At 74.3% G+C, this 17,877-nt stretch carries 16 protein-coding genes; 4 read left to right on the top strand and 12 right to left on the bottom strand.

Features of this window, described 5'->3' with window-relative positions:
• Positions 1-13 precede the first annotated feature (13 nt).
• The 9 genes from KLP28_07530 to KLP28_07490 form a co-directional block, all read right to left on the bottom strand.
• Positions 14-706: an adenosylcobinamide amidohydrolase gene (locus tag KLP28_07530; protein QWC86515.1), complete on the bottom strand. Its 693-nt coding sequence runs from the start codon at positions 704-706 to the stop codon at positions 14-16.
• A gap of 18 nt (positions 707-724) precedes the next feature.
• A complete protein-coding gene (locus KLP28_07525; protein QWC87078.1) occupies positions 725-2,083 on the bottom strand; it encodes a cobyric acid synthase in 1,359 nt (452 codons plus the stop codon).
• Positions 2,084-2,217: 134 nt separating this feature from the next.
• On the bottom strand, positions 2,218-2,811 hold the full coding sequence (cobO, locus tag KLP28_07520) for a cob(I)yrinic acid a,c-diamide adenosyltransferase (GenBank protein ID QWC86514.1): 594 nt from the start codon (positions 2,809-2,811) through the stop codon (positions 2,218-2,220).
• On the bottom strand, positions 2,808-3,701 hold the full coding sequence (locus KLP28_07515; protein ID QWC86513.1) for an ABC transporter ATP-binding protein: 894 nt from the start codon (positions 3,699-3,701) through the stop codon (positions 2,808-2,810). The genes cobO and KLP28_07515 overlap by 4 nt, the downstream gene beginning before the upstream one ends.
• Positions 3,698-4,849, bottom strand: a complete 1,152-nt coding sequence (locus KLP28_07510) for an iron ABC transporter permease (protein QWC86512.1) — start codon at positions 4,847-4,849, stop codon at positions 3,698-3,700. The genes KLP28_07515 and KLP28_07510 overlap by 4 nt, the downstream gene beginning before the upstream one ends.
• A gap of 14 nt (positions 4,850-4,863) precedes the next feature.
• The gene (locus KLP28_07505; GenBank protein QWC86511.1) at positions 4,864-5,844 is read right to left on the bottom strand and encodes an ABC transporter substrate-binding protein; all 981 of its coding nucleotides are present in this window, start codon (positions 5,842-5,844) and stop codon (positions 4,864-4,866) included.
• 208 nt (positions 5,845-6,052) lie between these two features.
• Entirely contained in the window at positions 6,053-7,012 is a 960-nt protein-coding gene (locus KLP28_07500; protein QWC86510.1) for an aminotransferase class I/II-fold pyridoxal phosphate-dependent enzyme, read from the bottom strand.
• A gap of 39 nt (positions 7,013-7,051) precedes the next feature.
• Complete coding sequence (locus tag KLP28_07495) at positions 7,052-7,816, bottom strand: CPBP family intramembrane metalloprotease (GenBank protein ID QWC86869.1); 765 nt, start codon at positions 7,814-7,816, stop codon at positions 7,052-7,054.
• A 94-nt stretch (positions 7,817-7,910) separates the two neighbouring features.
• Complete coding sequence (locus tag KLP28_07490; protein ID QWC86509.1) at positions 7,911-8,891, bottom strand: aldo/keto reductase; 981 nt, start codon at positions 8,889-8,891, stop codon at positions 7,911-7,913.
• Between the two features lie 79 nt (positions 8,892-8,970).
• Between KLP28_07490 and KLP28_07485 the strand changes: the two genes are divergently transcribed.
• A complete protein-coding gene (locus KLP28_07485) occupies positions 8,971-9,660 on the top strand; it encodes a maleylpyruvate isomerase family mycothiol-dependent enzyme (GenBank protein ID QWC86508.1) in 690 nt (229 codons plus the stop codon).
• 4 nt (positions 9,661-9,664) lie between these two features.
• Here the strand turns inward: KLP28_07485 and KLP28_07480 are convergent, their stop codons facing one another.
• Positions 9,665-10,564 carry a LysR family transcriptional regulator gene (locus KLP28_07480; protein ID QWC86507.1) on the bottom strand — a complete coding sequence of 300 codons (900 nt, stop codon included), beginning with the start codon at positions 10,562-10,564 and terminating at the stop codon, positions 9,665-9,667.
• 71 nt (positions 10,565-10,635) lie between these two features.
• Here KLP28_07480 and KLP28_07475 point away from each other — a divergent pair, with 71 nt between their 5' ends.
• Positions 10,636-11,676: a putative sulfate exporter family transporter gene (locus tag KLP28_07475; GenBank protein QWC86506.1), complete on the top strand. Its 1,041-nt coding sequence runs from the start codon at positions 10,636-10,638 to the stop codon at positions 11,674-11,676.
• A 16-nt stretch (positions 11,677-11,692) separates the two neighbouring features.
• Complete coding sequence (locus tag KLP28_07470; protein ID QWC86505.1) at positions 11,693-14,209, top strand: excinuclease ABC subunit UvrA; 2,517 nt, start codon at positions 11,693-11,695, stop codon at positions 14,207-14,209.
• 79 nt (positions 14,210-14,288) lie between these two features.
• Here KLP28_07470 and KLP28_07465 read toward each other — a convergent pair whose 3' ends face one another.
• Both KLP28_07465 and KLP28_07460 read right to left on the bottom strand, forming a co-directional pair.
• The gene (locus KLP28_07465; protein QWC86504.1) at positions 14,289-15,407 is read right to left on the bottom strand and encodes an FAD-binding oxidoreductase; all 1,119 of its coding nucleotides are present in this window, start codon (positions 15,405-15,407) and stop codon (positions 14,289-14,291) included.
• Positions 15,408-15,475: 68 nt separating this feature from the next.
• A complete protein-coding gene (locus KLP28_07460; protein QWC86503.1) occupies positions 15,476-16,366 on the bottom strand; it encodes an SGNH/GDSL hydrolase family protein in 891 nt (296 codons plus the stop codon).
• Between the two features lie 121 nt (positions 16,367-16,487).
• Between KLP28_07460 and KLP28_07455 the strand changes: the two genes are divergently transcribed.
• Positions 16,488-17,858 carry a lipase family protein gene (locus tag KLP28_07455; GenBank protein ID QWC86502.1) on the top strand — a complete coding sequence of 457 codons (1,371 nt, stop codon included), beginning with the start codon at positions 16,488-16,490 and terminating at the stop codon, positions 17,856-17,858.
• The last annotated feature ends 19 nt before the right edge of the window (positions 17,859-17,877 follow it).

Genomic DNA, 17,877 nt, shown 5'->3' with positions numbered 1-17,877 from the left:
GGCGCTCCGTTCCTCACCCATCGGACGCCCCCCGCAGGCCGGAGGTCACCGCGGCGTGCACGGCCAGTGCCACGCGCGCGCCCCACCACGAGCGCACGCCGCCGAAGGGATCGAGGTCCTGCCCCGACACCGATGTCGACGCCGACGTCGACGGGGGCAGCCCGGCGACCACCACGGCGTCGCTCGCCGTGCCCGTGCCGGCCACCCCGTGCTCGAGGCACGCCTGCGCACGCGCCTCGGTGGCGGTGTGGCTCAGCTGCAGCAACGCCGCCGCGGTGAACGCCGCCGGCACCAACACGACGACGTTGATCGTGCCGGGCAGCCGTTCCCCCGCACCCGGCAGTGCCGCACGGTCGGCAGGCCAGGTCGGGCGCGTGACCCCGACGGTCGCCCACGCCTGCACCTCCTGCCCACCGGGCAGTCCGGGCTCGGTCGCGTACGTCACCCGCTCCACGGCCGCCGCGGTGAACAACGCCATCCCGGGGCCTGCGAGGTCCGCCGAGGCGGCGATCTGTGCAGCGTGGGCGTCGAGGTCCGTCCGCCGGTAGTCCCGATCGACGCCCACGTTGAGCACCCACGCGGTCTCGCCGAGGCCACCACCGACCGCGGCCGTGGACACCACCGGTCGCGGCGTCGGGAAGCGCCACCACAGGACGCCCCGGTGATCGGCTCCCCGGTCAGGAGGCAGCAGTCCGTACGCCGTCACGGGGCGGTCACCGGGCCGTCACGGTGCGTCCCACCCCGGCTCGGAGCCGACCGCGACCGCTGTCGCGGCGATGTCGTCGAGCACCTCGAGGTCGAGGTGTGCCTCGAGCCAGTCGGCGAGCTCCTCGATGTGGCGGTCACGGAGGTCGGCGAAGCACACGTCGGAGCCCGGCCACGGACGCCCCCGCCGTGAAGCGACCGCGGCGAGCAGCTCGTGCCGGGTCGCGTCGTCGTCGAGGCAGCCGTGGATGCTGGTGCCACGCACCGACCCGTCGGCGCTCGCGTACGCGTCCGGGTCGGGGCGCCCCCAGCGGATCTCGTAGCCGCCCGGGCACCCGGCGCCCACCTGCCGCACGATCTTCGGCGCACGGAACGTCGTCACCACCGGGGTCAGACCGAGCCCCGGCACGCTGCCGCGTCCGGACTCGAGGTCGTCGTGGATCATCGCGCCCATCATCTGGTGGCCGGCGCAGATGCCGAGCAGCACCGGGCCGTGCGGTGTCGTGGCGAGGTCGCGCAGGGCTCGGTCGAGGCCACGGGCGCGCACCCAGTCCAGGTCGGCGACCGTGGCGCGGCTGCCGGGCACCACGACCAGGTCGGCGCCGGCCAGGTCGGCGGGACGGGTCGCCCACCGCACCGCGACGCCCGGCTCGCAGACCAGCGGGTCGAGGTCGGAGGGGTTCGCCAGCCGCGGCAGACGCAGCACGGCGACACTCAGGGGGTCGGCACCGTCCACGCCGTGCCCGCCGTCGGCCTCACCCAGCGCATACGCCGCGTCGAGGTCGAGCGAGTCCTCCGCGCCCAGCATCGGGCGCTCGCCCAGGTGCGGCAGCACCCCCAGCACCGGCACCCCGGCGACCTCCTCGAAGGCCGCGAACCCGTCGGCGAACAGCGACGCGTCCCCGCGGATCCGGTTGAACACCACCCCGCGCACCGTCCGGCGCAGGTGCCCGGGCAGCAGCGCGAGGGTCCCGTACGCGGCCGCGTACGCCCCGCCGCGGTCGACGTCGACGACGAGCACCGCGGGGATGCCGGCGGCCGCGGCCAGCGGCAGGTTCACCAGGTCGCGGTCGAGCAGGTTGATCTCGGCGGCGCCGCCGGCGCCCTCGGCGACCACCCAGTCGTGCTCCCTGCGCAGGCCGACCAGCGCGTCGAGCACGGTCCCGCGCAGGTCGCGCGCCTGCTCGCGGTAGCCGCGCGACCCGGCGCGACCCACCTCCTCCCCGAGGACGACGAGGTGGCTGGTGCCGTCGGCGGCGGGCTTGAGCAGCACCGGGTTCATCCGCCGGTCCAGCGGCACCCCGGCCGCGTACGCCTGCATCGCCTGCGCCCGCCCGACCTCGCCGCCGTCGGCCGTGACGGCGGCGTGGTTGGACATGTTCTGCGCCTTGTACGGCGCCACCCGCCGCCCACGCCGCGACCAGGCCCGGCACAGGGCCGTGGCCGCGGTCGACTTGCCGGCGCTGCTCGTGGCACCGACGACCAGGAGCGCGCCGGCGGCGGGTGGGGCGCTCAGAAGTCGATCCCCCGCAGCGCGCGGATGCCGTCGGCGAACGCGTGCTTGACGACCTGCATCTCGGTGACGGTGTCGGCGACCTCGACCACCGGGGCCGGCATCTCGCGGCCCGTGGCGACGACGTTGACCGTGCGCGGACGGTCGCGCAGCACCGCGGCGACGTCGTCGGCGTCGATCCAGCCCCAGTTCATCGGGTAGCTGATCTCGTCGAGCACGACCAGCTGGTGGCTCGCCGCGGCGATCAGGTCGCGGGAGAACTCCCACGCGGCGACGGCCTTGGCCTGCGACTCGTCCATGTCGCGCGAGTCCCAGCTGAACCCGTCGCCGGCGGAGAACCAGTCGACGCCGAGGCTTCGGCAGACCTTCTCCTCGCCGGTGTGCCACTTACCGGACTTCAGCGACTGCACCACCGCGCAGCGCCACTCCAGCGCCACGCCGCGCAGCACCGTGCCGAACGCGGCGGTCGACTTGCCCTTGCCGTGGCCGGTGTTGACCAGCACGAGGCTGTCGGCACGACGCAGCTCGCGCTGGTCGTACGGCTTCTTCGTACGGGGCTCGGCGTGGTCCTTCGGCTCGCGCTGGTCGCTCACGGGGACTCCTGACGGTCGGGCGATCGGTGGGGGCGGGGCGACCGGGGCGAGGCGGGCAGCACCACGAGGTCGCCGCCGACGACGTGCACGGCGAGCGGCGTGGCGTACACCTCGGACAGCAGCGTCGCCTCGAGCACCTCGGCGGGCTGGGCGACGTGGCGTACGCGGCCCTCGTGGACCAGCGCGAGCCGGTCGGCGTAGCGCGCGGCCGTGCCGAGGTCGTGCATGGCGGCGAGCACGGTGAGCCCGTCGGCGCGGCGGAGCTCGTCGACGAGGTCGAGCACCTCGACCTGGTGGCCGACGTCGAGGGCCGAGGTCGGCTCGTCGAGCAGCAGCACGTCGGCCTCCTGCGTGAGCGCGCGGGCGAGCACGACGCGCTGGGCCTCGCCGCCGGAGAGGCTGGAGACCTCCCGGTCGGCGAACCGGGCGAGGTCGAGGCGGCGCAGCACCCCGGTCACGACGTCGCGGTCCGAGCGCGACTCGCGTTGCAGCCAGCCGAGGTGGGCGGTGCGGCCGAGCAACGCGTACTCCACGACCGTCATGCCCGCCGGCAGCATCGGCTGCTGCGGCATGAGGGCCACCTCGGTGCGTCCCACGGGTCGGCCGTCGGCGCCGAGGACCCGCCCGGTGGGTCGGCCGAGGCCGAGGATGGCGCGGAGCAGCGTGGACTTGCCGGCTCCGTTGGGCCCGATGACCCCGAGCCACTCGCCCCGGCAGACGTCGAGGTCGATGTCGTCGAGCAGCACCTTGCCGTCGATGCGGACACCGAGACCACGCGTACGCAGCGCCAGACCCTCCGCGGAACCGACAGGGACCCCGTGGTCGGTCCGGTGGTCGGTCCCGTGGTCGGCCCTGTGGTCGGCGGCGTGGCCGGCAGGCAGGGCGCTCACACGCCACCCCGGCGACGGGTCATCAGCACGAGCGCGAAGAACGGTGCGCCGATGAAGGCGGTGATCACACCGACCGGCAGCTCGGCCGGTGCCACGAGCGTGCGGGCGCCGACGTCGACCAGCGCGAGGAACGCCCCGCCGGCGATCATCGAGACCGGCACGACGACCCGGTAGCTGCTGCCCACGAGCAGCCGCACCAGGTGGGGCACGACCAGTCCGACGAAGGCGATCAGCCCGGAGACCGACACCGCCGCCGCCGTCACCAGCGTGGCCGCCACGACCACGACGAGCCGGCTGCGCGTGGGGTCGAGGCCGAGCGCGCGGGCCTCGTCGTCGCCCAGCCGCAGCACGTCGAGGTGCCGGGCGTGCACCAGGAGGACGGTGCCGCCGACCACCAGGTACGGCAGCACCAGCAGCGTCGCGTCCCACCCCGCGGTGGACAGCTGGCCGAACAGCCACGACAGCACCTGTCGGGCGAGGTCGGGGGTGAGCTGGGTGATCGCGTACGTCTGCGCGGCGGAGAACAGCGCGGCCATCGCGACCCCGGCGAGCAGCAGCGTCGCGGGGTCGGAGAACGATCCCCGTGAGACGACCGCCGACCCGGCGACCGCCAGCAGCGCCCCGCAGAAGGCCGCCGCGGGCACTGCGGAGACCGGCCCGACCGCGAGGTCCAGGTCGAACCCCAGCGCCAGCACCGCGCCGAGGCCGGCGCCGGCGGAGACGCCGAGGAGGTACGGGTCGGCCAGCGGGTTGCGGAAGGTGCCCTGGAAGGAGGCGCCCGCCAGCGCCAGGCAGCCGCCGACGACGGCGCCCAGCGCCAGCCGCGGCAGGCGGATCGAGAACAGCACCGCCTCCTCCGACGCGCTCAGCGTCGACTCGACGCCCAGCAGCGGCACGCGGTCCAGCAGCGCCGTGATCACGCCGCCCACGGGCAGCCCGGCGGCCCCGACCGCCGTGCTGAGGAGGCCGACCGCGACGAGCGTGCCGAGCGCGACCAGCAGCGGCACGAACGGCAGCCGGAAGGCCCGCGCCGCCGCCTCGTCCAGGGCGTCCGGTGCATGGACGTCACCGTCCGCCCTCGCAGCGGGCGCCCCGGAGCGCGGTCGCTGGGCGGGACTTGAGCGGCGTACGACGGACAGGTCGGCCATCAGCGACGACCCCCTCAGCCCGTCACGGCGGGAACCTGGTTCATGGCCTCCGCGACGGCGTCGATGAACTGCGGCAGGCGAGGTCCCCAGCGCGAGGCGATGTCGGCGTCGACGGTGACGATGCTGTCCGAGCGCACCGCGGCGACGTCCCCCCAGCCGGGACGCTGCGCGACGTCCTCGGCGGTGTAGGAGACCTGGTCGGTGATGACGATGAGCTGCGGGTCGGCGGCGATGACGGCCTCGGCGGTCAGCTGCGGGAAGCCGCTGCCGTCGCTGTCCGCTCCGTCGGCGATGTTGGTGGCGCCCATGGCCTCGTACACCGAGCCGATGAAGCTGTTCGAGCTCGCCGCGAAGTAGGTGTCGTCGAGCTCGTGGTAGACGCGGACGTCGGCGTCCTGCGGAGCCGCGTCGAGGGCGTCGGAGATGCGTCCGCGCAGGTCGCTGACGAACGCGGCGGTCTCGTCGACGCGTCCGGTCGCCATGCCGAGGAGGGCGAAGTTGTCGTAACCGGACTCGATGTCCGCCGGTGCCCCGCTGATCAGCGTCGGCACCCCGGCGGCGTCGAGCCCCGCGACGAGGTCGTTGGTGTCGGCGGAGGCGATGACCAGGTCGGGCTCGTAGGACAGGATCGCCTCGACGTTGGGGTCGAAGCCCGAGAGGTCGGTGGTGGGGGCCTCGGCGGGGAAGTTGCTGTACTCGTCGGCCGCCACGACCTGCTCGCCGGCGCCGATCGCGAACAGCGACTCGGTCGCCGACGGCGACAGCGACACGATGCGCTCCGGCTGGGACTCCAGGGTGATCTCGCCCTCGCCGCTCTCGAGGGTCACGGGGAAGTCCGACGACGCGGACGACGAGCCGCTCGGGGTCGGTGAGCCGGCTTCGGAGTCGTCGCCGGCCGGCTCCGGGTCGCCGCCGCAGGCCGCGAGCGTGAGAGCGAGCAGAGCTGCGGTGAGCCCCGAGGCGAGAGGGCCCCGGCGAGTGCGCGGATGCTTCATGGATGTCCTCCTGTCGTCGAGGCTCGCTGCGCCCGACGACGGTGAGCCCGCCGCACGGACCCACCCTGGACCTCGAGGGTGATGTGGTCCCTGCCGTCGGTGGCTCGACCGGACTCGTCCCCTCAGCCGGCATGGGCTGCGGGGCTTCACCGTTGCGGGTCAGTGCCGGGATCCCACCGGACTTCGTCCCACCGACGCGTACGCCACCCTACGGGCCCTCGGGCGTCGGGGCGACCGCCCGGGACAGGGCCTGGGTCACACGGACGAGACCCGCGGAGTCGGGCACCGCGACCCGCGCCCAGCCGGGCATGCCGAAGCTGGTGCAGTCGCGCACGAGCACGCCGTGCGGGGCGAGCAGCTCCCTCAGACCCGGCCGGTGCACCAGCACCCAGGGGGCATCCGCGGCCTCGACGACGAGGTCGTACGCCTGCAGCACCGCGACCAGCTCAGCCCGTGCCCGGGCGACGGCGCCGGCCCACCCCGGCAGGTCCGCGGAGGCGAGCAGGTCGGGCAGGCACGCCAGCGCCAGCGCACCGACCGACCAGTGCGGCTGTCGCTCGGCCAGGGCGGCCCGCTCGTCGGCGTCGCGGGCGACCACGTACCCCAGGCGCAGCCCGGGGCAGGCGAAGGTCTTGGTGAGGGAGCCGACGACCACGCTGCGGGTGTCGTCGGTGGCGCCGCGGTCGGCCGACCAGTGACCCGTGGCCAGGGCGTGGAATGCCTCGTCCCACACGTCGGCGTGCTCGTCCGCGGTCGCGAGGCGGCCGGACGGGGAGTGGGGGTTGCTGCGCCACACCGGACCGGCCCCCTCGCTCGTGCCCGCGGCTGCGCGCGGGTGCAGCGCGAACTCGGGTTCGCTGCGGACGCGTCCGCCGATCCGTGCGGCCACCAGGCTGATCGCCTCGCTACCGCCGTTGGTCAGCAGGAGCCTGGCCGGATCGACCCCCAGCGCGTCGGCGAGGAGAGCCGTGGCGTCGCGGTCGTCGGGGTAGCGCCCGACCGCGTCGAGGTGACGGCGTACGACATCGGCAGCGGGCGGCGCGAACGGGTTGAGGTTCTGCGAGAGGTCGAGCAGCTCGGACGGGTCCAGGCCGAGCGCGCGGGCGACCGCGAGGCCGTCGCCGCCGTGGGTGCCGGCGAGCGGCAGGGGCGACGGGTCCGAGGTCATGGTCGCCGAGCCTGTCAGACGGCCGCCGCGGTTCTCCGGTCACGGCCTCGGCAGCCAGCTGACCTGCCCGGCGAGCAGGGCGTACCCGACGAAGGCCCCGATGTCGAGCAGCCAGTGCGCGGCCACGAAGGGCATCACCCGACCCCAGCGGGCGAAGAGCCAGCCGAAGAGCAGACCCATCGCGAGGTTGCCGAGGAAGCCGCCGAACCCCTGGTAGAGGTGGTAGCTGCCCCGGAGCAGCGCTGCGATGCCGATGGCGCCTGCGTTGCCGAACCCGAGCTGGCGAAGCCTGACCTGCACGAAGCCGAGCACGATGAACTCCTCGACGACCGAGTTCTGCAGCGCCGCGAGCACCAGCACCGGGACACGCCACCACGTGTCGGTCAGCCCGGAGGCGCTCACGGCCAGGTTGATGCCGAGGGCGTACGACGCGAGGTAGAAGACGACCCCGACCGACCCGACGCCCAGCGCCAGCAGGGCGCCCCACCCTGCGTCGGACAGCCGCACCCAGCGGTCGCCCGCCGCCCACGTCTCGCGCAGCGAGGTGCCGGCACGCACGAGCAGGTAGCCCGCCAGCGCCACCGCCACGAGCGCGAAGCCGATGGCCAGCAGCTGGTAGGTGAGATCGAGGTAGGACCGTTCGGAGCGCGACGCGTTGAGCGTCGCGGTCTGTCCGCTCAGCGGCTCCGGCGCGGTGAGCGCGGCGACGATGCTGACGACCGAGTAGACCGCGGACCGGCCGAGGCTCAGCAGCAGCACGAGCGCGATCTCGAACCACAGGAGCGAGCGCGCCAGGTCCGGCAGGCCCCCGGGCACGGCCGGGTCGGGCCGCAGGGCCTCCACCAGACGCGTACGCCGGGACCCCTCGCTGCTCACGAGGCCAGCATGCCCGGACCGGCTAGCGGTGGCCCACGACCGGGTGCGGCGCGTAGTGCTCCTGCAGTGCCTCGATCTCGTCGTCCTCGAGCTGTACGTCGAGGGCGCCGACCGCGTCCTCGAGGTGCGCGATGCTCGTGACGCCGACGATCGGGCTGGTCACGACCGGCTGGTGCAGCAGCCACGCCAGGGCCACCTGGGCCCGGCTCGCCCCGCGCCGCTCGGCGATGTGTCCGACGGCGTCGACGATCTGCTCGTCGGAGTCGCGGTAGAGCGTCTTGCCGAACTCGTCGGTCTCGCTGCGCGCGGTGTCGGTGTCCCACGGACGCGCCAGCCGACCACGGGCCAGCGGGCTCCACGGCAGCACCCCGACACCGCTGTCGGCGCAGAACGGCAGCATCTCCCGCTCCTCCTCGCGGTAGAGCAGGTTGTAGTGGTCCTGCATCGACACGAACGGCGTCCACCCGTTGCTCGCCGCGACGTGCTGGGCCTTGGCGAACTGCCACGCCCACATCGAGGAGGCGCCCAGGTAGCGGACCTTGCCGGCGCGCACGACGTCGTGCAGCGCCTCCATCGTCTCCTCGATCGGGGTGTCGGGGTCCCAGCGGTGGATCTGGTAGAGGTCGACGTGGTCGACACCGAGCCGGGCCAGCGACGCGTCGATCTCGCGGAGGATCGCCTTGCGGGAGAGGCCGGCACCGTTCGGGCCCTCGTGCATCCGGCCGTGGACCTTCGTGGCGACGACGACGTCGTCGAGGTCGTGGCCGCCCAGGACCTCGCGGAGAGCGCGGCCGGTGAACTCCTCGCTGGACCCGCCGGAGTAGACGTTGGCGGTGTCGAAAGTCGTGATGCCGAGCTCCAGGGCGCGCTCGATGATCACCCTGGCCTCGTCGTAGCCAAGCACCCACGGGTGGCCCCCACGGGACGGGTCACCCCAGCTCATGCAGCCGAGGGTGAGTCGGGAGACCTCCAGGCCGGTGCGGCCGAGTCGCGCGTGATCCATGGCCCCTCGTTACCCGCTCACGGGCCCTGCTCATCAGGCGACGCCCGATTACATCGCGCGCGATGGGTAGGAGGTTCCCATGACTGATCTCGCACAGCACTGGACCGACACCTACGACCGCGTACGCGCCCTCGCCCAGGGCCTGTCCTCTGAGCAGGCCGAGCAGACGGTGCCCGCCACCGACGCCTGGACCGTCCGGCAGCTGCTGTCCCACATGGTGGGCGTCAACGACGACGCCCTCAAGGACGCGGTGCCCGACGACCTCAACCCGGAGTGGACGACCCACCACGTCGAGGACCGCGCGAACCTCTCCCCCGAGCAGCTGCTCGCCGAGTGGGACCAGCACGCGCCGAAGATCCAGGAGGCGCTGCGGCAGGGTCCCGAGGACGAGGTCGCGAGCCTCGTCGTCGACGCCTGGGTGCACGAGCAGGACATGCGCTCGGTGCCGGAGTTCCCCGCGGCCGGACGCGAGGACGGCGCCGTCGACGTGACCCTCGGCGCCTTCACCCAGATGGGCCTCGGGGCAGCCTGTGCGAACGGCGACTGCCCTCCCCTGCGACTCGTCGCCGAGGACTTCGACACCGTCGTCGGAGACGGCGACCCGGCCGCGACCGTCACCGCACCGAGCAAGTGGGAGCTCTCCCGAGGACTCGGCGGCCGTCGCTCGACCGACCAGGTGCGCGCCTGGGACTGGGACGGCGACCCCGAGCCGTACCTGGCACACCTGTCCCCCTTCGGCGCGCTGCGGGAGACCGACCTGCAGGAGTGAACCGTCAGGAGCCGCCGAGGACGACCTCGAGCAGGCGGCTCGCGGTGTGACCGGGCCGCGACCCTCGGCGCCACACGGCGCTGAAGGGTCGCGTCAGGTCGAGGTCGACGGTCGGCACGGCCACCAGCTCCCCGCCCTCGACCGCCCTCGCCAGGACCCGCTCGGACAGGGCGACGGGTCCGGCGCCTGCGAGCGCGGCGGCGCGCAGGGCGGCGTTGGAGGCCATCACCGTGGGCCGCACGGCGGCTTGTCCGTGCGCGGCCAGGGCCGCGTCCAGCGTCTCCCGCGTGCCCGACCCGGACTCGCGGAGCAGAAGACCCGCGTACGCCAGCTCGCCCGGCCCGACCGGTGCCGCGCGGCCGGCCCACGGGTGGGTCGGGGCGACCGCCACCATGAGCCGGTCGCTGCCGACCCGGCGGTGGGCGAGGCCCTCGGGGATGCGTGGACTCTCCACGAACCCGAGGTCGACCTCGGCGCGGCGTACGCGTCCCACGACGTCCTCGGAGTTGCCGACGGCCATCGCGACCTGCACGTCGGGCGCCTCGGCCCGCAGCCTCGCCACCCACGCCGGCGCCAGGTGCTCGGCGATCGTGACGCTGACGGCGATGCGCAACGCCTCGCCACCGTCGGCCCGAAGCGTCGCCACGAGGCGCGAGAAGTGGTCGGCGTGCTCGAGCAGCTCCGCCGCCCAGTCGGCGACCACGCGGCCCTGCGCGGTGAGCACGGACCCCCGCGGGGTGCGCTCGACGAGGCCGACGCCGAGCTCGCGTTCGAGGGCGGCGACACGGCGGGAGACGGCGGGCTGCGAGGCGCCCAGCCGGTCCGCGGCGCGACCCATGCTGCCCTCGCGCACGACGGTCAGGAGCAGCGCGAGATCGGTCAGCGCCGGTCGGGCCTCGGTCATGCACTCAGCGTATGCCTCGGATGCACCGACGGGCACTACTGCCCACGCACCGGTCGGGCCACGCTGGCGTCATGGCACTCCTCGACGTCGCGCGGCACCGCCGCCCGCTCGTCGACTCCACGGCTGATGTCGCGTCGTCCCCGCTGCCGGGTCTGGTGCTTACGACTGCTGGCGTGGGCGCCGCCCTGGGCCTTCACGCCCTGGTGCCGGCCGTCGGCTCGCTGACCTGGGCGATCGCCGTCGGCGCGGTGCTCGCGAACCTCGGCCTCGTCCACGACCGGGCGCTCCCTGGTGTGCGCGTCGCGTCACGGCGACTGCTGCGGGCGGGCATCGTGCTGCTCGGTCTCTCGCTCCCCCTGGCGACGGTCGCGGCGCTCGGACCCGAGGTGCTCGTGCTGATCGTGCTGACCGTGGCGGTCACCTTCACGGCGACGCTGCTCATCGCGGGACGCATGGGGCTCTCCGGTCCTCGAGGTCTGCTCCTCGCCACCGGCTTCTCGATCTGCGGTGCCTCCGCCATCGCCGCGATGGAGCGTACGGCCGACGCCGAGGACGACGACGTCGCGACCGCGATCGCCGCGGTGACCCTGCTCGGGACCGTCACGATGGTGGCGCTGCCGCTGCTGCAGGGGCCGCTCGGCCTCGGCGACGCGGCGTACGGCACCTGGGTCGGTGCGGGCGTGCAGGAGGTCGGCCAGGTCGTCGCCGCCGCGCAGCCCGCGGGTGCCGCGGTCGTCGGTGTCGCCGTGGCCGTCAAGCTCACCCGGGTGCTGCTGCTCGCCCCGGTCGTCGCCGCGGTGGGCCTGCAGCGGCGGCGGGCGCTGCGGACGTCCGGGCGCCCGACCCAGGACGGGCTCCCGCCCCTGGTGCCCGCATTCGTGCTCGGCTTCCTCGGCTGCGTGCTGCTCCGGTCGACCGGGGTCCTGCCCGCGCCCGTGCTGACGGTCGCGGAGCAGGCGCAGACCGTGCTGCTCGCGGCCGCGCTCTTCGCGCTCGGCACGGGGGTGCACCTGCCGCGCCTGCTGCGGTCGGGCGTACGCCCCCTGCTGGTCGGCACCGCTGCGACCGCCGTCGTGCTCGCCGTCCCTCTCGCGGGTGTGCTGCTGCTCTGACGGGCAGGGTGACCGGGTGACCGCGTACGCCTCGTCCCCCCACGCCGTCGACGACGGCTGCGTCCGCGTCCGCGGCGCCTCCGAGCACAACCTGCGCGACGTCGACGTCGACCTGCCGCGGGACGCGTTCGTCGCCTTCACCGGCGTCTCCGGGTCCGGCAAGTCCTCGCTGGCGTTCGGCACCCTCTACGCCGAGGCGCAGCGCCGCTACTTCGAGTCGGTCTCGCCGTACGCCCGGCAGATGATGGGGCAGGTCGGCGCCCCGCACGTCGAGGAGATCAGCGGGCTGCCGCCGGCGGTGGCGTTGCAGCAGCGACGCGCCCAGGCGTCGGCCCGGTCCAGCGTCGGCACGATCACGACGCTGTCGAACCTGCTGCGCATCCTGTACTCCAGGGCCGGCGACTACCCCGGGGGGCCGGCCGCCCGGGACCACGACCACCCCGCGCACCTGCCCGCCGAGGCGTTCAGCCCCAACACCGTCGCCGGCGCCTGCCCCGCGTGCGGCGGTCTCGGCGAGACCCACGACGTGGCCGAGGACCTGATGGTGCCCGACCCCTCCCGGTCCATCCGCGAGGGAGCCATCGCCGCCTGGCCCGGCGCGTGGCAGGGCAAGAACCTGCTGCGCATCGCGAAGCTCTCGGGCGTCGACATCGACGCGCCGTGGCGCGAGGTGCCCCGGGCCCAGCAGGAGTGGCTGCTCTTCACCGACGAGCAGCCGACGCTGCGGATCACGCGCGAGGACTTCGCCGGCGACCCGGACGCGACGGTGGGCCGCGACTACAACGGGCAGTTCTGGAGCGCCCGCAGATACGTGCGCCACATCCTCGCCGACTCCGGCTCGGAACGGCAGCGCGCGAAGTTCATGGCGTACGTGCGCTCGACCACCTGCCACCTGTGCGGCGGTGCCGGCATCGGCCGCGACGCACTCGCGGTGACGTTCGCCGGGCACTCGATCGCCGCGCTCAGCACGCTGCCGCTGGTCGACCTGGCCGCCGCGCTCGCGGCGTGGGAGGCCGACCCCGGTCGCGGCCCAGGGCGCGCGCAGACCGCGCCGGACGAGGCCGCGACCCGCATCGTCGCGGACCTGCGGGCGCGCATCGCCGTGCTCGTCGACCTCGGGCTGGGCTACCTCGCCCTGGCGCGACGCTCGACCACCCTCTCCCCCGGCGAGATGCAACGGCTGCGCATCGCCACCCAGCTGCGGTCGGGGCTTTTCGGTGTCGTCTACGTGCTGGACGAGCCCTCGGCGGGCCTCCACCCCGCCGACGCGGAGCCCCTGATGCGGGTGCTCGACGCACTCAAGGCAGCAGGCAACACGCTGTTCGTCGTGGAGCACGACATGGACGTCGTACGCCGCGCCGACCACGTCGTCGACATCGGCCCGGGGGCGGGCGAGGCGGGCGGCACGGTGCTCTACTCCGGTCCCGTCGAGGGACTGGAGCAGGTCGACTCCCCGACCAGCGACCACCTCTTCGACCGCGCCGAGACCCTCCCGCCGCGCGACCGCGCGCCGGTCGGGCGCGTCCTGCTGCGGGGCGTGCGCCGGCACAACCTCGACAGCGTCGACGTCACGTTCGGGCTCGGCCAGCTGACCGCGGTGACCGGCGTCAGCGGGTCGGGCAAGTCCACGCTGGTCACCCAGGTGCTGGCCGGCGCCGTCCGGGACCACCTCGCCGGGTCGCAGGCAGGCGCCGTGGAGGCCGCGGAGGGTCTCGACCAGGTCGACCGGCTGGTGGTCGTCGACCAGAAGCCGATCGGGCGGACGCCGCGGTCGAATCTGGCGACGTACACGGGACTCTTCGACGCCGTGCGCCGTGCGTTCGCGGACACCGAGGAGGCACGGCGCCGCGGGTACGACGCCGGACGGTTCTCCTTCAACACCCCCGAGGGGCGGTGCGAGACGTGCCAGGGCGAGGGCTTCGTGAGCGTGGAGCTGATGTTCCTGCCGGGCACGTACGCCCCCTGCTCGACCTGCGGCGGTTCCCGCTACGACGCGGAGACCCTCGAGGTCCGGCTCGACGTCACGCCCGAGGGTCTGACGATCGCCAACGTGCTGGACCTGACCGTCGAGCGAGCGGGCCCCCTCCTCGGTGGGCTGCCCGCCGCGTCGCGCGCGCTGGCGGCACTGGAGGAGGTGGGGCTCGGCTACCTCCGGCTCGGGCAGCCGGCGACCGAGCTCAGCGGCGGGGAGGCCCAGCGCATCAAGCTGGCCACGGAGCTGCAGCGGGTGCGCCGCGGACACACGCTCTACCTGCTCGACGAGCCCACCTCGGGGCTCCACCCGAGCGACGCCGCCCTGCTGGTGCGGCAGCTGCACCGGCTCGTCGACGAGGGCGACAGCGTGGTGGTCGTCGAGCACGACCTCGCCACGATCGCGACGGCCGACCACCTGCTCGACCTCGGACCAGGGGGTGGTGACCGGGGAGGTCGGGTCGTCGCCTCCGGCCGCCCGCGGGACGTGGCCGAGGGTGACGGGGCCACGGCGCGGCACCTCGCCGCCCACCTCGCGCGCCGGGGAGCGCGAGCGGGCTGAGAAGAACAGGCATCACGGGGTTCGGCGGGCTGCTCCACGCCTTGCGCGCCCCGGGGCGACGGTGTAATGCCTGTTCTTCTCAGGCGGTCACGGCCCCCAGGCGCGCCTCGGGCCGAAGGTGGTCGGGGAGCTCCTCGCCGTCGACGACGGCGGCGAGCTGGCGACCGAGCCCGGGAGCCTGCTTGAAGAGGTTGTGGCCGGCGGGCACGAGCACCCCGTCCAGGTCCCACACGCCGATGCCGTCCTCGCCCCACGGCAGCCGGGTCACCCAGCAGTGGCGTACGTCGACGGGCTCGGGGTCCAGGCCCGGTAGTGCGGCTCGCACGTAGTCGGTGGCGTCCTCGGCGAACTGGTCGAGCTGCCCCGGGTCGAGGAGCGTGCCGTCCTGCTGCGCGGGCGTCGCGTCGGGGTTGCCGACCGCGAAGTGGGTGTTGCCCGGCAGGGCGGCGGCGTAGATGCCCGAGGCCCCGAAGTGGCCGCTGGAGTCCTGCAGCGTCGCCAGCTGCTGCGGTGCGGCTCCACGCACGGCGTACGTCAGCCGCACGTGGGCGGCCTGCTCGATCGGCAACGAGGCCCCGAGCGTCCGGGCGATGCGGGGCGACTGCTGTCCGGCGCACACCACGACGCGGCGGTAGCGGTGCGTGCTCGCGCCGGCGCGCACCTCGACCTCGTCGCCGACGTGACGCACCGAGATCACCTCGTCGGTCGTGAGGCGGTCGCCGAGCTCCTCGACGAGTGCCGAGACCAGGGCGCGCGTACGGATCGAGCCGCCACGCGGATCGAGCATCGCCGGGCCGTCGTAGGAACCCAGGATCGGCACCAGCCGGGCCACCTCCTCGGGGTCCACCAGCCGGGCGTCGACCCCGGCCTCGGTGAGCATCGGCAGCTGGTCGTGCACCTGGGGTCCCAGCGCAACGGCACCGTCGGGCGAGACCAGCTCGACGCCGAGGTCGCGCGACCAGTCGTCGTAGGTCTGCCGGCTGGTGACCGTGTCGGCGACCAGGCGCGGGTCGCCGTGGGCGTGCCGGAAGATGCGCGCCTGCCCGCCGGACTGGGCGTTGCCGGGCAGGCCGGTCTCGTAGACGCGCACCTCCAGGCCCCGCTCGAGCAGGGCGTACGCGGTGCTCAGCCCGACCGCGCCGGCACCGATCACGGCGACGTCGGGGGCACGGGTCGGGGCGGGTCTCGGCGCAGGCATCCTGTCGTCCTGCCCGCCGGGCCGGACCGTCACGCCCACCCTGCGGGGCGGACCCAGGGCGGACCCAGTCAGTTGTTGCGCAGCACCCGGATCGTGCGCGCGGCCATGCGGCGAGACCCCAGAGCGTTCGGGTGGACGATCACGGGGTTCGTGCCGAGCACCACCGGCTCGACCCAGCGCACACCGATCTCCTGGCACGCGTCGTGGCCGTTCGAGGCGCGGTTGAGGCCGACGAAGGTGGTGCCGGTCGCATCGGCGGCGCGGCGTACGACCCGGTTGAGCACGCGCTGCAGCTCACGCAGGTAGCGGACGTCACCGCGGGCCACCGGCATCTGCGGGAAGCAGCCGACCCGCTTCGGGAGGATCCAGGGGTAGGACAGGATCGCGACCTCGGCGTTGGGCGCCTTGCGGTGCACGGCACGCAGCGCCTTCCGGATGGCCGGGAAGGTGTCCTGCCGCACGGTGCGGACGAAGGACCTGCCGTACTGCTGCTCGCACGGGTTGCCGCGGCCGAGCGTCGTGAGGGCCGCCGCGCCGCAGGAGAGGATCGCGTCGCTGAAGACGCTCGAGTCGTTGCCACCGATGGTCATGGTGACCAGGTCGGTGCGACGGTCCAGCGCCGCCAGCTGGCGCGGCACGTTGTCGTACTGCGCGGTGAAGAAGTCCGAGGTGTCCGCGGCGCCGCAGCTCACGTCGGTCAGCCGGGCACCGAGGCGCGAGGCGATGACCGAGGGGTAGTTGCGCTCCGAGCGCAGGCACTGCGGCTGCGCGTTGACCTCGAGCGGCAGCACACCGGTGGCGGCGGAGTAGGAGTCGCCCAGCGCGACGTACGTCAGCGGGCCGCGGCCGTCGCCGGCGATGCGGGCGGCCGCCGGCGCACCGACGACCCCGGGCACGGTCGCCAGGGCCATGGCGACACCCGCGGCGGCAGCGAGGAGACGGCGAGCGGTGAACGGCATGGGGACCTCCGGGTCGGGTGCGCTCACAGTAGGCGCGGCATCCGCCCGCTGTCAGGAACCGCCGAGGATGAGTCCCGCGGGGACCGTTGACACCCACCCGCGCCGGGCCGACCCTGGCACGGTGCCCCTCCTGACGCGCATCGCCGCGCTGCTCGCACCCGCTCTCGCCTCCGCCCTCGCCGGTGGCCTCCTGCTCACCCCCAGTCCGGCGCTCGCCGCCGACCGCTGCGACGACCAGCGCTCGATCGTCTCGCTGCCCCGGTCGATCGGGGCGGACCGGTTCCACACCTACCGCGGCGCGCAGGGCCCGCTGGAGGACCTGCCCCGCGGGACGGTGCTGAAGTCGCGCACGCTCGCGTACTCCCTGGGCGGCCTGCCCCTGCCGGTCGAGGTCGAGCAGATCCTCTACCGCAGCAACGACGCCCGCGGCTGCGCGACCGCCAACGCGACCTCGGTGCTGAAGCCGCCGCTGCCGCTGAACCCGGACCGGGTCGTCGCCTACCAGTCGTTCTACGACTCCCTGGACCCCACGCACGGGCCGTCGTACACGTTCGCGGGCAGCACCGACCCCGGCGCCCAGGTCGCGAACGTGGAGCTGACCCAGATCGCCGCGTTCCTCACTGCGGGCTACACGGTCGTCGTGGCCGACACCCAGGGCCCCACCGCCGACTTCGCCGCCGGCCCGGAGTACGGCCGGACGACGCTCGACTCGCTGCGGGCGGCCATCCGCCACCCCGGTGCCGGGATCCCGAGACGTCCCGACATCGGCCTGTACGGCTACTCCGGCGGCGCGATCGGCACGGCGTGGGCGGCCTCCCTCGCCCCGCGGTACGCGCCGGCCATCGACCGGCTGCTGGTCGGCGCCGCCAACGGCGGGGTACTCGTCTTCCCGCACCACAACCTCGGGTACGTGCTGGGCTCGAAGATCTGGGCCGGGGTCGCCCCGATGGCGCTGATCGGCGTGTCCAGGGCGTACGACATCGACCTCGCTCCCTACCTCAACCGCCAGGGCAAGCGGCTGGTGCGACAGATGCGGGACGACTCGATCGCCGAGGTGCTCGGCGCCTACCCGGGGCTCCGCAAGAAGGACTTCCTGAAGAAGAGGTTCCGCGACATCCGCACCATCCGGCCGTACGTCCGCACCGTCAACAAGCTCAACCTCGGCCGCCGACCCGTCCCGACCACGCCCGTGTTCCTCGGCCAGGGCGCCAACGGCACGCTCGAGGGCACACGCAACGACCAGCCCGTCGGCGCCGGTGACGGCGTGATGATCGCGGGAGACGTCCGCGCCCTGGCACGCCGCTGGTGCCGGCTGGGCAACGACCAGGTGGTGCACCGTCAGTACGACCTGACCAGCCACTTCACCACCATCGCCGCCTGGCAGCCGGACGCGACCGCCTGGCTGCTCGGGCAGTTCGAGGGCGTCAGCCGGCCGAGCAGCTGCGGTGCGATCGCGCCCGGCAACGGTCTGGCGCCCGTGCGGGCACGCTGACCACGGCCGAGCCGGATCC

The sequence above is a fragment of the Nocardioidaceae bacterium genome, assembly GCA_018672315.1.
Classification (GTDB): domain Bacteria; phylum Actinomycetota; class Actinomycetes; order Propionibacteriales; family Nocardioidaceae; genus TYQ2.
Note: the sequence above shows the minus strand (reverse complement) of the source record. Positions and strands in the feature narration are given on the sequence as shown.

Excerpts from the sequence above, each read along its gene's own strand:
- KLP28_07480 (QWC86507.1), bottom strand. The coding sequence starts at position 10,564 with ATGACCGAGGCCCGACCGGCGCTGACCGATCTCGCGCTGCTCCTGACC.
- KLP28_07485 (QWC86508.1), top strand. The coding sequence starts at position 8,971 with ATGACTGATCTCGCACAGCACTGGACCGACACCTACGACCGCGTACGC.
- KLP28_07510 (QWC86512.1), bottom strand. The coding sequence starts at position 4,849 with ATGGCCGACCTGTCCGTCGTACGCCGCTCAAGTCCCGCCCAGCGACCG.
- KLP28_07525 (QWC87078.1), bottom strand. The coding sequence starts at position 2,083 with ATGTCCAACCACGCCGCCGTCACGGCCGACGGCGGCGAGGTCGGGCGG.
- KLP28_07500 (QWC86510.1), bottom strand. The coding sequence starts at position 7,012 with ATGACCTCGGACCCGTCGCCCCTGCCGCTCGCCGGCACCCACGGCGGC.
- KLP28_07460 (QWC86503.1), bottom strand. The coding sequence starts at position 16,366 with ATGCCGTTCACCGCTCGCCGTCTCCTCGCTGCCGCCGCGGGTGTCGCC.
- KLP28_07465 (QWC86504.1), bottom strand. The coding sequence starts at position 15,407 with ATGCCTGCGCCGAGACCCGCCCCGACCCGTGCCCCCGACGTCGCCGTG.
- KLP28_07505 (QWC86511.1), bottom strand. The coding sequence starts at position 5,844 with ATGAAGCATCCGCGCACTCGCCGGGGCCCTCTCGCCTCGGGGCTCACC.
- KLP28_07475 (QWC86506.1), top strand. The coding sequence starts at position 10,636 with ATGGCACTCCTCGACGTCGCGCGGCACCGCCGCCCGCTCGTCGACTCC.
- KLP28_07490 (QWC86509.1), bottom strand. The coding sequence starts at position 8,891 with ATGGATCACGCGCGACTCGGCCGCACCGGCCTGGAGGTCTCCCGACTC.